Below are 14,228 nucleotides of genomic sequence, written 5' to 3'. Positions count from 1 at the left end.
GCGGGCGGCGCTCACCTGCTCAGGAAGGCCAGGAGCGCGGCGTTGACCTCTTCGGCGTGGGTCCACAGCAGGCCGTGCGGGGCCCCCTCGACCTCGACGTAGTCGGCGGCCGGCAGGGCCTTGTGGAAGGGGCGCCCGGTGCCTTCGACCGGCAGGATGCGGTCGGCGGTGCCGTGCAGGATGAGGGCGGGGACGTCGACGGCCGGGATGTCGGCGCGGAAGTCGGTGTACCAGGTGGCGGGGGCCGCGGCCGCCGCGTACGCGCCGCCCCGTGCGGCGGTGTTCCAGCTGTTGCGGACGGCCTCCTCGCTGATGCGGGTCCCGAGGTTCTCGTCCAGGTTGTAGAAGTCGCCGAAGAACGCGGTGTAGTAGGCGTAGCGGTCCGCCCGGACCGCCTCGACGACCCCGTCGAAGAACTCCCGGGGCGCGACGCCGCCGGGGTTGTCGTCGGACTTCAGCAGGCACGGTTCCAGGGAGGCGAGGAAGGCGACCTTGGCCAGCCGGCCGGAGCCGTACCGGGCGACGTAGCGGGCGACCTCTCCGGTACCCATGGAGAAGCCGACGAGGACGGCGTCGCGCAGGTCGAGCGTCTCCATCAGGATGTTCAGGTCGGCGGCGAAGGTGTCGTAGTCGTAGCCGGTCGTGGGCTGCGAGGACCGGCCGAAGCCGCGGCGGTCGTAGGTGATGACACGGTGGCCGGCGTCGAGCAGTGCGGCGCTCTGCCGCTCCCAGGAGCGGCCGTCGAGCGGGAAGCCGTGGATGAGCACGACGGGCTGTCCGGTGCCGTGGTCCTCGTAGTAGAGGTCGACGGCCGTGCTGTTCTCCTGGCCGACGGTGATGTAGGACATGGCGGTTCTCCTTGTGGTGCGAGGGTCGTGGATCGGTGGATCGGTCGGTCGGTTCGTGCGGTGACGGGCTCAGAGGGTGCGGCGGACGCCGGCCTGGCGCTCCAGGTTGCGGAGCTGCACCGCGAGGTCGCCCTCCACGGCGGTGTGGGCGGGGCCGCTGCGGCCCAGGGGCAGGACCTGCTCGCCGCGCATGTCCTCCAGCATCAGCGCGAAGGCCGCGTACCCGGCGACGGCGGCGACGAGTAGTCCGAGGCCGCCGGCGGTGTGGGTGAGCCAGTCGGCGCCGGTGAGTCCCGCGAGGCCGGTGGCCGCCCAGCGGGGCAGCGACGCGACGATGACAAGCCACAGCGCCCGCTTGGGTGGCGTCACCGCGGCCATCAGGAGGCCGAAGCCGAGGAAGGCCAGGTTGAGGACGCCGAGCACCTCCGGGCCCTCGGCGACGCCGCCCGCGGTGACGAGGGCGAAGGCGAGCCAGCTGCCCGCGAAGACGCCCATGAGCGTCGCGGCGACGACGTCGCGGGCGCCGAAGGCCAGCACCCCCACGAGGAACTGCAGGAGGAACGCGGGGACGACGCAGAGCGCGACGGCGGTGCGGGCCTCCTCCGCCAGGGCGCCGAGTTGGAGGCAGGCCGTCAGGACGGAGCCGATCGCGAGGGCGAAGAAGCCGAGCGGCAGCGGTGAGGCGATGGGCCGCAGGTTGATCCGGGTCATCGACCGGAGGTCCGGTTCGAAGCGGCGGCCCGGCGGGGTCCCGGAGTCCGGCGGTGGCTCGGAGGGGGTGCTGCTCATCAGGGTCTTCCGTTCGGGTTTCAGTGGGCGAAGCAGGGGTCGACGAACGGCGGCGGCGCGTCGGGGACGTCGCCGCGTCCGGCCCGCCATCTGCGGTGCCGGGCGGACTCGGCGGCCGCCTCGGCCACCACCGCCGCCTGGTGGGCTCCCGCCTGGTAGCCGCCGAACCGGGCCACCGGGCTCCACTCGGGGCTGATCGGCGGGGCGGTCTCGGCGAGCCCCTCGTACTCCGCGCCGGCGTGGACGACGCGGCCGCCGACCACGGTGAGCACGGACTCGATGCCGGGAATGGCTTCCTCGGGCACCCGCAGGTAGTCCGCGGACAGCACGGCGAGGTCGCCGTAGTAGCCCTCGCGCAGGATGCCCTTGACGTCCTGCTCGCCGGTGAGGCGTGCGCCGCCGCGGGTGTAGAGGCCGAGCGCGGTCTCCCGGTCGAGCCCGCTGCCGGCCGGGCGCAGTGCCGTGCCGCCGACGGTGCGCCCCGTCACCAGCCAGTGCAGGGCGACCCAGGGGTTGTAGGAGGAGACGCGGGTGGCGTCGGTGCCGGCGGCGACGTCCAGCCCGCGCTCCAGCATGGCCCGCACCGGCGGGGCGTGGGCGGCGGCCTCCGCGCCGTAGCGGTCGCGGAAGGCGGTGCCCTGGAAGGACATCCGGTTCTGGACCGACAGTGCGCCGCCGAGCGCCGCGATCCGGTCCAGGCTGCCGGGCGAGACGGTCTCGGCGTGGTCGAAGAGCCACCGGTTGCCTCCGGGGAAGAGGCCTTCGGCGGCGAGCTTCTCGAAGACGGCCAGGTCGCGGCGGATCGTCTCGTCGTAGGTCGCGTGGAGCCGGAAGCCCCAGCCGTTCTCCACGAGCAGCCGCACCGCCTGCTCGAACTCCGTCTCGTAGCCGGGGCCGAGGTCGGGACGGGGCTCGGTGAAGTTCTCGAAGTCGGCGGCCGCCCAGGTGAGGTTCTCCCCGGCCCCGTTGAGCCGCAGCCACGCGTCGCCGTCCCCCGGGCGGACCGTCTCCACCCAGCGCCGCAGGTCGGCCAGCTCCTGTCCGGCGGTCTGCGGGAAGAGGTGGTAGGCGATCCGCAGGGTCAGTTCCCCCGAGCGCGCCAGCTCGGCGACCGTGGCGTAGTCGTCGGGGAAGTTCTGGAAGCCGCCCGCCGCGTCGACGGCGGAGGTGAGCCCGAACCGGTTCAGCTCCCGCAGGAAGTGGAGGGTCGAGGTCCGCTTCTGTGCCGGGTCGAGGGCGGGGGCCTTGGCGAGGGTGGAGTAGAGCAGCGTCGCGGCCGGCGCGGCGAGGAGGACGCCGGTGGGTTCGCCGTCGCGGCCCCGGACGATCTGCCCCCCGCGCGGATCGGGGGTCTCCCGGGTGAACCCCGCCGCCCGCACGGCGGCCCGGTTCATCAGCGCCGACTGGTACAGGTGCAGCACGAAGACCGGGGTGTCGGGGGCCGCGGCGTTCAGCTCCGCGACGGTCGGCATCCGCCGCTCGGCGAACTGCTCCGCCGTCCAGCCGCCCACCACCCTGATCCACTGCCCCTTCGGGGTGCGGCCCGCCTGCTCGCGCAGCATGGCGAGCGCGTGCCGCAGGCTGCGCACCCCGTCCCAGCGCAGTTCCAGGACGTAGTTCAGGCCGCCCCGGATGACGTGCAGGTGGGAGTCGTTCAGGCCCGGCACGACCCGCCGGCCGAGGGCGTCGACCACCCGGGTGTCCGGTCCGACGAGGGGGGCCAGTTCGTGGTCGTCGCCCAGGGCCGCGATCCGGCCGTCCCGGACGGCGAGCCCGGCGGCTCCGGGGCGGGCGGGGTCGCCGGTGAACACCTTCGCGTTGCGGACGACGAGGTCGGCGTGGGCCGGCGCCCGCCGCGCGGCGGGCAGGAGGCCCGCCACCGGCATGCCGGCCGGGGGCGCGGCGCTCATGCGAGGGCCTTGCGCAGGATGTCGACGGCCACCCCGATGGCGAGTTCCGCGCCGCGCGTGCCGCGCAGCGCGTTCAGCATGACGAAGTCGTGGATGACCCCCTGCACCCGCAGGGCGGTGACCGGGACTCCAGCGGCACGCAGCTTCGCCGCGTAGGCCTCGCCCTCGTCGCGCAGCACGTCGGCCTCGGCCGTCACGACCAGGGCGGGCGGCAGGTCCGCGAGCTGGTCGGTGGTGGCCCGCAGGGGCGAGGCGGTGATCTGCGCGCGCTCGGCCTCGTCGGTCGTGTACTGGTCCCAGAACCAGCGCATGGCGTCCCGGCGCAGGAAGTAGCCCTCGGCGAACTCGCGGTAGGACGCGGTGTCGAAGTCCGCGTCGGTGACCGGGTAGAACAGGACCTGCTGGGCGAAGCGGACGTCGCCGCGCTCCTTGGCCAGCAGGGTGACGGCGGCGCTCATGTTGCCGCCGACGGAGTCGCCTGCGACGGCCAGGCGCGTGCCGTCCAGTCCCCGGTCCGCCCCCTCGCGGACGATCCACCGGGCGACCCGGTAGTTCTGCTCGACGGCGACGGGGTAGCGGGCCTCGGGCGAGAGGTCGTACTCGGGGAAGACGACGGCCGCGCCGGCGCCGACGGCGAGTTCGCGGACGAGCCGGTCGTGGGTGCGGGCGTTGCCGAACACCCAGCCCGCACCGTGGATGTAGAGCACGACGGGGAGCGGTCCGGCGACGCCGCGCGGGCGGACGACGCGGGTGCGGATGTCGCCGTCGACGGTGATCCACTCCTCGTCGACGTCGGGCAGGGCGACGCCGTCGCCGCTCTGGACGTCGTCCACGGCCTTGCGGCCGTCGGGGACGGGGATCTCGTAGAGGTAGGGCGGCTCGGCGGTGGCGTCGGCGAACGCCTGGGCGGCCGGTTCGAGGACGGGGCGGTCGGGCACAGGGGCTCCTTGTGGGTGCGTCGTGGAGAGTCGGGAGGGGTCGTCAGGCGCGCACGAGCGGGGTGTCGACCAGGTGCTCGGACAGGATCCAGACCTGGGCCTCGCCGGTGCGCACGACGTCGGACACGAGCAGGTCGGCGCTGCCCTCGTCGCCCTGGGCCGAGGCCCGCGCGGCGGCGTCCCGGGCGTCGAGGAGGATGCGCTCGTGGGCGTCGAGCAGTCGCGCGAGCATGGCGGGGACGGGCTCGACGCCGTCCGGGGGCCGGGGCACGGAGGTCAGCTCGGCGACGTGGCGGGGGTCCCCGACGGCGACCCCGCCGAGGCTCTGGACCCGCTCGGCCAGCGCGTCGACGATCGCGAGCTGGGCCTGCGCGTGCGCGTCGAGGACCAGGTGCAGCGAGTGGAAGGTGGCTCCGCGCACGAGCCAGTGGTGCTTCTTGTAGAGGGAGTACAGGATCTGGGTGTCGGCGAGAACCGTGTTCAGCCGCCGGCAGGAGTCGCGACGGGTGTCGCGGGCGAGGCCGATGGGCGGGTCGCCGAGGGCGTCGAACTCCTGGATGACGGCCGCCTGTCGGGGTGAGAACGGCGCCTCGGTGGGAGTGGGGTTCACACGAACTCCTGGTGGTGGGTGGTGCGGGCGGAGGACGGGGGCGGCGGCCCGCCGCGGGAGCGCTGCCCGCGCGGCGGGTCGCCGCTCGGGGCGCCGTGCGGCGCGCGGTCAGGCCGGGGCCGGCTGCCGGTGGAGTGCGAGCCGCGTCAGCAGCCCGCCGGCGAGGCCGGCGGTGAGGACGGGCAGGGCCCACCACGCCGGGAACGGCGTCAGGCCGAGGGCGGCGTCGAGGGACCACGCGCCGGGGCCGGTGGCGGCGAGGGCGGTGGCCGTCCCGACGAGGACGAGGGGGTACTCGTAACCGTCGTTCTGCGTCCAGAGGCCGTTGCGTCGCTTCACGGTGAGGGCGACCGTCATCACCCCGACGACGCCGGTGGCGGCGAGCGGGGTGAGCAGACCGGCGGCGAGCAGGAGGCCCGAGCAGAGCTGCGCGCCGCCCGCCGCGGCGGCGGTCAGCGCGCCGCCGCGGAAGCCGTCGGCGCGGAACTCCTCGGTTCCGCCGGCCAGCCCCCGGCCTCCCAGCCGGAAGCTGACCTTCTGCACTCCGTGACCGGCGACGAGCAGGCCCACCAGCAGACGCAGGATCAGAAGGCCGGTGTCCACGGACGTCACCCGGCCGCGTGCTCGCCGATGACGCTCTGCGCGTACACGACGCCCAGGCCGTACGCGCCGCCGTGCGCCTTGACGATGTCCATGACCGCGCCGTAGGTGTCCTGGCGCGCCCAGTCGCGCTGGAGTTCGAGCAGGATCTGCACCCACGTCACGGGCACGGCGCCGGCCGCGGCCATCCGCTGCAGGGCGTGCTCGTGCGCGGCGGGGCTGACACCACCGGAGGCGTCGGCGACGACGTACACCTCGTAGCCCTGGCCGAGCGCGGACAGGGCGGGCAGCACCAGGCAGACCTCGGTCCACAGCCCCGACAGCACGATCTTCCTGCGCCCGGTCGCCTTGACCGCCGCCACCAGCGCCTCGTCCTCCCAGGCGTTCATCGTGGTGCGGTCGACGACCTCCTGGCCGGGGAACACCTCGGCGAGCTGCGGCAGCAGGGGCCCCGAGAACGACTCGGCGGCCACCGTCGTCAGGACCGCCGGCACGCCGAACGCGCGGGCGGCCTTGGCCAGTCCGACGGTGGCGTTGATGATCGCGGTACGGTCGCCGCTGCCGGTGCCGAAGAACATCTGCGGCTGGTGGTCCACGAAGAGCATCACGGCGTTGTCGGGCGTGACGAGGTCGGCGCTCGGGGCGGCCTGTACCTGGGTGATGTCGAACACGGGTGTCTTCCTCCGGGGTGGTCGGTGCGACGCCTGCCGCACTGCGGCTCGGCACACCCCGAAGCTATGCCGCCTCCGAGCTGCGGACTTGTCCTTCGGTGCCCGTCTCTGGACTCTCCGCGCACACCCGTCACGGGGACGGGGGAACCACGGAGACGGCGGCGCCGCCGCTGCCGCCCGCTCCCTGGGACGCCCCGTTGCCCGGTCGAACGCCTTTGTTACCGTGCGGTCATGCACGCACCACTCGGGCACTTCGACCGCGCCGTTCCCGCCCCCGACTGCCTCGACGAGCTGACCGCCCCCGTCGCCGACGCCGTGCGGCACTGGCGCGGCAGCGTCCCCGCCGAGCAGATCGTCTACGTGGACACCGACCCGCAGTGGGCCGACACCGCCGTCTTCGTCGAGCGCTACGGCCCCGAACTCCTCGAGCGGTCCGCGAACTGCGTGGTGGTCTCCGGCAAGCGGGGCGGTGAGACCACGCTCGCCGCGTGCGTGGTGCCCTCGGCCGCGCGGGTGGACGTCAACGGGGCCGTGCGCCGCCATCTCGGGGCCCGGAAGGTGTCGTTCGCCCCGATGGAGACGGCGACGGGCGCCAGCGGCATGGAGTACGGCGGGATCACCCCCGTCGGCCTGCCCGCCGACTGGCCGGTCCTGGTGGACGCGGCCGTCGTCGACCTGCCCTACGTGCTGGTCGGCAGCGGACGCCGGCGCGGCAAGCTGCTGATCCCGGGCAAGGCGATCGCGGAACTCCCCGGCGCCGTGGTGCTCGACGGACTCGGCGTCGCCTGACCCGGCCCGCCACCCCGGGCCCAGCCTCGTCACGACGGGGCCGAGCCCGGGGGCCTTGCGGTGAACGACCGCTTCAGCAGCCGCAGTTGTAGAAGAGCACGTCCCAGTGGTTGCCCTCGTCGGCGTAGACGTTGCCGGTCGGGGACTCGTACAGCCGGGCCCCGTCGCTGCGCTTGCCGATGTCGGTGAAGGTGTCCTTGATGTACCTGTTGAGGCAGGTCTGCTTGCCGAAGTCGAGCTTGTAGCCGTTCCAGTGCGAGTAGGTGCCGCTCGCGTGGCCGGTCTCGGTGCCGCCCGTGATGAGGATCGAGCAGTTGGTGGCCCGCTTCAGCGCCTGCGCGCCCTGAGCGGTCTCCAGGTTGAGCTGCTCGAAGGAGGTGCAGGTGGGGATGTTCCGGTCGATGCAGTCGCCGGACGACGTCCAGGCGATGCCGGACTCCGCGAACATCGCGGTCGCGGTCTCGTGACTGATCTTGGTCACGGCGAACGCGTCGGGAGCCGCGGCGAGGGCGCCGACTCCGGGCGTGAACAGAGCGGCGCCCGCGAGGGCGAGAGCGGTGACGGCGGCGCGTAGGCGCATGGCGGGTCCTTCCCCGGCTGAAAACCTGTACGGTGCACGGCGGTTGACGCGAAAGGGATCTTGGCAGACTCCCGGTGCGACGGGAAGAAGCGCGGCGATCTTCCCGGAGCGCCCTCGGCTGCCCTCTTCCCGACGGACCGGCCGGGCACGTCCGAGCGGCACCGGGCGGCACATCCGCCGCATCCGCCCCTCGCGTGCGCCCGCCGTGTCACGGTGCCGCCCGGGTCCCGTCGCGGAACGGTCACACGGCGCGGAACGCCGCGTACCGCCGCTAGCTTGGCGGCGCGTCGTCACCGCGCGTAGACCCGGGCAGGACCCGGTCTCCGCGGCACCGGACGGCGGGCGGTCGCCAGGGCCGTCACACGACCACGGGGGAAGGCAGGACACGATGAAGAGGTCGAGAACGGCGGGAGTCGTGCGGGGCGCGGGCACCGCGTCGGCAGGGGTTCGGTCCGGGGCGGACGCGGGCGGCACGCGGCGGTCGGCGCGAGTAGGGGTGCGGGTGACGCTGCCCGTGGTCCTGGCCGCGGGGATCGCGGCGCTCCTGCCGTCCGCGGCGAGCGCCGAAACGGGGCCCCCGCCCGCCGCGGGCACCGGCGACGTGCGGCTGGCCCGGGCCCAGGCGCCCATGCTGGCGGCCGCCGACGCCCTGGAGCGGGCGGGCGAACGGAGCGGGAGGCCGGGCTTCGCGGGCATCACGCTGGACGTGCCCGGCGGATTCGTGGACCTGTACTGGAAGGGTGCGCCGCCCGGCGCGGTCGCGCGCGAGGCCGCGAAGCCCCGCAGCGGCTTCCGGATCCGCACCCACCGCGCCGCGCACTCGGCCGCCGAACTCGAGCGGCACGGCCGGTCCGTCCTGCGCACCCGGGGACTCGGCGTCGGCGGGAACGTGCACCGGGTCACGCCGCTGCCGGACGGCACCGGCATCGAACTCGGCGTCGTCACCGGCCCGACGACCCGCACGACCGCCCTGCCGACCGCGGACCCGATGGTGGTGCGCACCGAGACGGAGGCCGCACCCACCCCCTACGCGAACCGATGGGGAGGCGACGCCCCCTGGGAGGGCGGCATCCAGATCAACAGCTGCAGCACCGCCTTCCCCGGGTACGCGCTGGAGGGCGACGGCACCATCACGCGCAAGCTGATCAGCGCGGCGCACTGCTTCCGGCCCGGCGACCAGGTCCGCACCAGCGTCCCCGGCGGCGCGGCGCAGGTGATCGGCACCGTCCAGGCGGTCGACGACGGTCTGGACACCGCCCTGATCGCCGTGGAGAACGGCGACGTCACCAACCGGATGTGGGACGGCGGGGTCGAGGACGGCACGGAGTACACGAAGACCGTCGCGGGCACCTCCGCCCCCCGCAGCGGTGCGCTCGTGTGCTCCTCCGGGGCGTTCAGCGGCGTGCACTGCGACATCAAGATCAGCAAGACGAACAGCACCCTCGACTGGGGCACCCACGTTTCGCGCGGGGTGTCCACCGGCGACCAACTCCAGGGGCGCCTCGCGGCCGGCAGCGGCGACAGCGGCGGCCCGGTCTTCACCCTGACCGCCGACGGCAGTCAGGTCCTCGCGGCAGGCGTCGTCATCGGCGGTGTCGCCTCCCGGCCCGCCGACTGCACCTACCGGTCCACCCGGTGCTCGTCGCGGCTGCACTTCACCGACTTCCGCACGGTGAAGGCGCGTTGGGGTTTGTACACCTGAGAACGGTGAGGGCAGGCCCGTTTCGGAGCCGGCCCGCGCCCGGGATCATCGGGCGCGGACCGGACCGGCGGTGCGCCGCGGCCGGGGCGGGCGGGCGGCCGTGCGCGCCCCCTCGCCCGCCCCACCGGACCGGTCCGGAGCCGACCGGGAGCGCCGAACTCCGGCCCTACGCCGCCGCGTTGAGTTCCGCCTGCCCGAACAGCAGGGCGTAGCCGGCGGGGAGCCGGCGCAGGATGCGGCCGAGGAGGTCGGGTCCCGCCTGGGCGGCGACGGCGGAGAGGACGGAGCCGGTGTCCCAGCGGGTGGCGGCGAGGGAGGCGCCGGAGCGTTCGGCGAGCTCCTTGACGAAGGCCCAGCCGGTGAGCGGCCGGGGGTCGGGGATCTCCGCGGTCAGGACGCGTGCGGCCTCCGGGGGCAGGCAGGCGGCCAGAGCGACGCGTTCGTCGCCGGCCAGCCGCCGTCCCAGCCCCGCGAGGACGAGGCGGACGGCCTGCTCCGCCCGTTCCCGGTTCGGGTAGGCGCCTTCGCGCCGGACCTTCTCCAGCATCTGCTCGTACGCCGTTCCGTACGGCTGCTGGTGCTCCACAAGCGGTGCGCGCACGTCGGTGATCACTGCGGTGCATGCCTTTCTTCGGGTCGGGGCGGACGGCGCCGCTGCCGGCACCGGTGGTCGGGTGGTCGGGTGGTCGGGTCAGGTGGGACGGGGGCGGCCGAAGAGCAGGTCGTAGCCCCCGGGTAGCTGGAGCAGGATCTCCTCCAGGAGGTCGCCGCCCGCGGTGTCGGCCACCGTGGACAGCACGGCGCCGATGTCCCAGGTCGCGGTCTGCTCGGTGGCGCCCTCGATCCACGCCGCGGTCGCCCGCACGAAACGCTCGGGGGACAGCGGTTCGGCGCTCTGCAGGGGGTTGAGCAGGATCAGGGCGTACGCCTCCGGCAGGCGGGCCGCGAGTCGGGCGCGGACCTCGCCGACGAGGTGTGCGCCGAGCAGGGCGAGCACCACGCGGGCCGCGCGCTCGGCTTCCGCCGTGGAGTCGTACCCGCCGCGTTCCCTGACGAGGTCGAGAAAGGATTCGTGGCGCAGCGTCATCTCGGCCGCCACCCCTTCGTGTTGTCGGCACGGGCCGCGAGGTGCGGAGGGCGGGACGGACGGGGCCGGGCGCCCGTCCTCCGCACCTGCCGGGCCGGTGTCAGCCGGCGATCTCCTTGTGGCCGGTCCCGGCGCCGATGGAGATCTTGCGGGGCTTGGCGCGCTCGGCGATCGGGATGCGCAGGGTGAGCACCCCGGCGTCGTAGTCGGCCTGGATCCGCTCGGTGTCGAGGGTGTCGGCGAGCACGATCTGGCGGGAGAAGACGCCCAGCGGCCGCTCGGACAGTTCCATCTGCCCGCTCTCCACCTTCGCCACCGGCCGGCGCTCGGCCTTGACCGTCAGCATGTTCCGCTCGACGTCGATGTCGATCGCGTCGGAGCTGACACCGGGGACGTCGAAGGCCACCACGTACTCGTCGCCGTCGCGGTAGGCGTCCATGGGCATCGCCGACGGCCTCGACCAGGTCCCCGGGGCCATCATCTGCTGCGCCAGCCGGTCCAGCTCACGGAAGGGGTCGGTGCGCATCAACATCGTGAAAACACCTCCAGTGGGTTCGGGCAGTTGACTGCCAATGCGCCTCACTTGACTGAGACCGTTGTACCATGTCATCCAATGGATGACAAACATGATGTCGTCGAATGGATGACAACGTCGGGAGCGGGTCCGTGACACGAGACGAACAGCAGCACAGCACCGGTGGCGACCCCGGTGGCGCCGCCTACAGCCCCGCGTCGTTCCTCGCCGCCGCAGCAGCCCTGAGGGCCATGGACACGGCATCGCGGGAGGCCCAGTCGGAGTCGGCGGACGCCTCCGGCGCGGGTCCGGGGCCGGAGCAGGCCCTGGCCTCGCTGGCCTTGCTGCGGCAGGTCAGGGAGCGGCTCGCCGGCTGGGAGACCGGCCTGATCGAGACGGCCCGCGACGCGGGCGCCAGCTGGGCCGACCTCGCCCCGCCCCTCGGCGTCGCCAGCCGCCAGGCCGCCGAGCGCCGCTACCTGCGCGGCCGCCCCGGCCCGGCCGGGTCCACCGGCGAGGAGCGCGTCACGGCCACCCGCCAGGCCCGCGCCGCCGACCGCACCGTCGCCGCCCGGGCCCGCGGCAACGCCGCCGACCTGCGCCGCCTCGCCGGGCAGATCACCGCTCTGACCGACCTGCCGGCCGCGGCCCGCCGCCCGCTCGGCGCACTCCACGCGGCCCTCGCCCACGACGACCCCGCCGACCTCGTCGCGCCCCTCGCCGCCACCCGACCCCACCTGGTCGCCACCCACCCCGACCTCGCCACCCGGCTCGACACCCTCATCGCCCCGTAGCACCGACGGCCGCGGGCCGGTTCAGGGGTGTCCGCCGGCCGACAGGGTGCGGAAGCGGTCGGGGGCGGCGGGGTCGCGGTCGGCGACGTGCACGGGGGGCCAGGCCCACTGCCATGTGGTGGTGCCCGCCGCGCGGGAGAAGCGGATCGGGCCGCGGCTGCCGTCGACGGAGGTGCGGGACCAGGAGGCGGCGAGGTCGGCGCGCCGGGTGCCGTGGTGGCGGAGCATCGCGGACAGGACGGCGATCGAGTCCCAGCCTTCGAGGGCGACGAAGGAGGGGGGTTCGCCCAGCAGCCCGCGCAGGTCGTCGCTGACGCGGCTGCCGAGGGGGCCGGGATCCGCGGGGAGGTAGCGCAGGAACGGGACCGCGGCCCCTGACCCGGCCAACATCGCGGACCAGGAGGGGAGTTCGGGCTGGCCGGCCGGGGCGCCGATGAGGACGTCGGTGAGCCGGGGATCGCTGCGGACGGCGCGGACGAGGGTCGTCGCCGGTTCCGGGTGGCCCACGAGGAGGAGGAGCGCCGTCACCCCGAGGTCGGCGAGTGCGTCGCAGAGCGCCGCGGGAGTGCGGGCGGTGGTGTCGAGTTCGACGACGGTCCCGCCGCGTGAGGCGAGGTGGTCGCGCAGGATGCGCGTTCCGGAGGCCCAGTAGACGCTCGGCTGGGTGGCCACCGCGATGCGGCGGTGGCCCGCGTCGAGGACGTGGCCGGCGTAGACGCGCCAGCCGTGGGACTGGGCCGGTGCGATGCGGGCGACCCAGTCGGTCGGCCGGTCGGTGAGGGCGTCGAGCACCGCGGAGGAGCACAGGAACGGCAGGCCCAGGGCGTCGGCGCGGCTCGCGGCGGCGCGGGCGACGACGCTGTGGTACTCCCCCACGACGGCAACCGCTCCGAGGGCGTCGAACTCCTCCATGGCCGCCGTGGCCCGCTGCGGGTCGGCCGCCGTGTCGCGGACCACCAGTTCGAGCGGGCGTCCGTGGATGCCGCCGGCGGCGTTCGCTTCGCGGACGCCGAGGTCGAGTCCGGCGAGCAGGTGGCGACCGGCGTCCGCCCAGCCGGGCGGCGTCAGGGGGGCGAGGGCCCCCAGGCGTATCGGTGCGGATTCGTCGGCACGCGAGGGCTGCGGCGGGTTCAACAGGAGCTCTCCCCATGGCGGTCGGTCACGTCTGCCCCTGGCCGCACGCCGTGGCGCGGCCATGGACGGTGTGATCCTACGGAAGCCCGCTCACCGGACGGTTCGGGGCCACCGGGGTGCCGGGCCCTGACCTCCCGGTGCGTCCCAGCCGCGCGTTCCGCGGGCGTTCCTGCTGAGCCGGCAGCGCCGGCGGCGGCGTCGAGGGGCTGGCTAGTCTTGCGCGCATGCCGTCGCTCTTCCTCGCTCCGCTTCGCCTTTCCTCGCAGGAGATCGCCGAGGTCGTCGACCTGTACGCGAGCAACCCGGAGTACTGCCGCGCCTCCGGCGAGTACGATCCCGAGGACGTCCGGGCCGACCGGGTCGAGGCCGACCTGCGTGAGGAGGCCGGGACGGAGGGCCGGGAGGTACTGGGCGTGCGCGACGGGCTGGGGCGGCTCGTCGGGCTCGTGTGCCTCCTGGACCGCCACCCGGCGGACGGCTACCCCTGGATCGGGCTGCTGCTGGTCCACGGCAGCCGGCGGGGCACGGGCGTCGGCCGGTTCCTGGTCGAACGGATCGAGGACCGGTTCCGCGGCGAGGACCGGGGCGGTGTCCGGCTCGCCGTCCTGGAGTCCAACCCGTCCGCACTGGGTTTCTGGAGCTCCCAGGGGTGGCGGGAGATCGACCGCCGCGCCGACCAGCGGCACGGCCGCGCCTGCCTCGTCATGCACAAGGCACTGGCCGCAGGTCAGTAGTAGCCCTTCGCGCCGTCGAGGAGTTCGCGCACGATGTCCGCGTGGCCGGCGTGGCGGCCGGTCTCCTCGATGAGGTGGATGAGCATCCAGCGGAGGTTGGCCCCGGCGGAGCGGTAGTCGGGGTGGCGGCCGGTGTCGTCGAGGGAGGCCGCGGCCACGATCTCGTCGCTGCGGGCGCACTGGGCCTCGTACGCCGCGAGCAGTCGGGGCAGGGGAGCGCCGTCGGTGTCCCAGTCGGCGTCGTCGCGGGTGTCGTCGAAGGAGGGGTTGCCGGTCTTGTCGCCGCCGAGGAACAGCACCTCCAGCCATAGGTGTTCGACCCAGCGCATGTGACTCACGAGCCCGGCCATCGTCATCGCGGGCGAGGTGGGGACGACCGAGCGGTGGGCGTCCGCCTCGCTCAGGCCGTCGCACTTCCAGCGTAGGATGCCGCGTTGCAGCTCGAGCCAGCCGAGGAGTGCGGTGCGTTCGTCGGCCTGAAACGGGGGGCGCTCCGGTGGGGTGGTCATGCGCGCACGGTAGAGGCGG

At 74.4% G+C, this 14,228-nt stretch carries 17 protein-coding genes; 4 read left to right on the top strand and 13 right to left on the bottom strand.

Annotation, left to right across the window (positions count from 1 at the left end):
- Positions 1–11: 11 nt before the first annotated feature.
- From ACFWEG_RS02355 to ACFWEG_RS02325, 7 genes are all read right to left on the bottom strand, one after another.
- Positions 12–848 carry an alpha/beta fold hydrolase gene (locus ACFWEG_RS02355; protein ID WP_387208260.1) on the bottom strand — a complete coding sequence of 279 codons (837 nt, stop codon included), beginning with the start codon at positions 846–848 and terminating at the stop codon, positions 12–14.
- 69 nt (positions 849–917) lie between these two features.
- Entirely contained in the window at positions 918–1,637 is a 720-nt protein-coding gene (locus ACFWEG_RS02350) for a GPR1/FUN34/YaaH family transporter (protein WP_387208258.1), read from the bottom strand.
- Between the two features lie 20 nt (positions 1,638–1,657).
- On the bottom strand, positions 1,658–3,547 hold the full coding sequence (locus ACFWEG_RS02345) for an amidohydrolase (protein ID WP_387208256.1): 1,890 nt from the start codon (positions 3,545–3,547) through the stop codon (positions 1,658–1,660).
- Positions 3,544–4,485, bottom strand: coding sequence for an alpha/beta hydrolase (locus ACFWEG_RS02340; RefSeq protein WP_387208254.1), 942 nt, complete (start codon positions 4,483–4,485; stop codon positions 3,544–3,546). Before ACFWEG_RS02340 ends, ACFWEG_RS02345 begins: the two co-directional genes overlap by 4 nt.
- A gap of 43 nt (positions 4,486–4,528) precedes the next feature.
- On the bottom strand, positions 4,529–5,044 hold the full coding sequence (locus ACFWEG_RS02335) for a Dps family protein (RefSeq protein ID WP_387208358.1): 516 nt from the start codon (positions 5,042–5,044) through the stop codon (positions 4,529–4,531).
- 159 nt (positions 5,045–5,203) lie between these two features.
- Positions 5,204–5,698: a DoxX family protein gene (locus tag ACFWEG_RS02330; protein ID WP_387208252.1), complete on the bottom strand. Its 495-nt coding sequence runs from the start codon at positions 5,696–5,698 to the stop codon at positions 5,204–5,206.
- 5 nt (positions 5,699–5,703) lie between these two features.
- Positions 5,704–6,366, bottom strand: coding sequence for a hydrolase (locus tag ACFWEG_RS02325; protein WP_387208250.1), 663 nt, complete (start codon positions 6,364–6,366; stop codon positions 5,704–5,706).
- Between the two features lie 231 nt (positions 6,367–6,597).
- On the opposite strand from ACFWEG_RS02325, the gene ACFWEG_RS02320 reads away from it, so the two are divergent.
- Entirely contained in the window at positions 6,598–7,155 is a 558-nt protein-coding gene (locus ACFWEG_RS02320) for a YbaK/EbsC family protein (RefSeq protein ID WP_387208247.1), read from the top strand.
- 73 nt (positions 7,156–7,228) lie between these two features.
- On the opposite strand, the gene ACFWEG_RS02315 is transcribed toward ACFWEG_RS02320, so the two are convergent.
- The gene (locus tag ACFWEG_RS02315) at positions 7,229–7,735 is read right to left on the bottom strand and encodes a hypothetical protein (RefSeq protein ID WP_387208244.1); all 507 of its coding nucleotides are present in this window, start codon (positions 7,733–7,735) and stop codon (positions 7,229–7,231) included.
- A gap of 502 nt (positions 7,736–8,237) precedes the next feature.
- Between ACFWEG_RS02315 and ACFWEG_RS02310 the strand changes: the two genes are divergently transcribed.
- Entirely contained in the window at positions 8,238–9,437 is a 1,200-nt protein-coding gene (locus tag ACFWEG_RS02310) for a hypothetical protein (RefSeq protein WP_387208242.1), read from the top strand.
- 166 nt (positions 9,438–9,603) lie between these two features.
- Here ACFWEG_RS02310 and ACFWEG_RS02305 read toward each other — a convergent pair whose 3' ends face one another.
- The 3 genes from ACFWEG_RS02305 to ACFWEG_RS02295 form a co-directional block, all read right to left on the bottom strand.
- A complete protein-coding gene (locus tag ACFWEG_RS02305; RefSeq protein ID WP_387208239.1) occupies positions 9,604–10,050 on the bottom strand; it encodes a DUF2267 domain-containing protein in 447 nt (148 codons plus the stop codon).
- Positions 10,051–10,128: 78 nt separating this feature from the next.
- Positions 10,129–10,524 (bottom strand): DUF2267 domain-containing protein, encoded by a 396-nt coding sequence (locus tag ACFWEG_RS02300; protein ID WP_387208237.1) that lies wholly within the window; start codon positions 10,522–10,524, stop codon positions 10,129–10,131.
- A 100-nt stretch (positions 10,525–10,624) separates the two neighbouring features.
- Positions 10,625–11,056: an Hsp20/alpha crystallin family protein gene (locus tag ACFWEG_RS02295; RefSeq protein WP_387208234.1), complete on the bottom strand. Its 432-nt coding sequence runs from the start codon at positions 11,054–11,056 to the stop codon at positions 10,625–10,627.
- Positions 11,057–11,190: 134 nt separating this feature from the next.
- On the opposite strand from ACFWEG_RS02295, the gene ACFWEG_RS02290 reads away from it, so the two are divergent.
- On the top strand, positions 11,191–11,832 hold the full coding sequence (locus ACFWEG_RS02290; RefSeq protein ID WP_387208232.1) for a type III effector protein: 642 nt from the start codon (positions 11,191–11,193) through the stop codon (positions 11,830–11,832).
- 21 nt (positions 11,833–11,853) lie between these two features.
- Here the strand turns inward: ACFWEG_RS02290 and ACFWEG_RS02285 are convergent, their stop codons facing one another.
- A complete protein-coding gene (locus ACFWEG_RS02285) occupies positions 11,854–12,969 on the bottom strand; it encodes an ABC transporter substrate-binding protein (RefSeq protein ID WP_387208356.1) in 1,116 nt (371 codons plus the stop codon).
- A 221-nt stretch (positions 12,970–13,190) separates the two neighbouring features.
- On the opposite strand from ACFWEG_RS02285, the gene ACFWEG_RS02280 reads away from it, so the two are divergent.
- A complete protein-coding gene (locus ACFWEG_RS02280) occupies positions 13,191–13,700 on the top strand; it encodes a GNAT family N-acetyltransferase (protein ID WP_387208230.1) in 510 nt (169 codons plus the stop codon).
- Here the strand turns inward: ACFWEG_RS02280 and ACFWEG_RS02275 are convergent.
- Positions 13,694–14,209 (bottom strand): DinB family protein, encoded by a 516-nt coding sequence (locus ACFWEG_RS02275; protein WP_387208227.1) that lies wholly within the window; start codon positions 14,207–14,209, stop codon positions 13,694–13,696. The two genes, ACFWEG_RS02280 and ACFWEG_RS02275, sit on opposite strands and share 7 nt — an antisense overlap.
- Positions 14,210–14,228 lie beyond the last annotated feature (19 nt).

It is taken from the genome of Streptomyces sp. NPDC060194 (assembly GCF_042728285.1).
Classification (GTDB): Bacteria; Actinomycetota; Actinomycetes; order Streptomycetales; family Streptomycetaceae; genus Streptomyces.
This window is presented reverse-complemented; position numbering and strand designations above follow the sequence as displayed.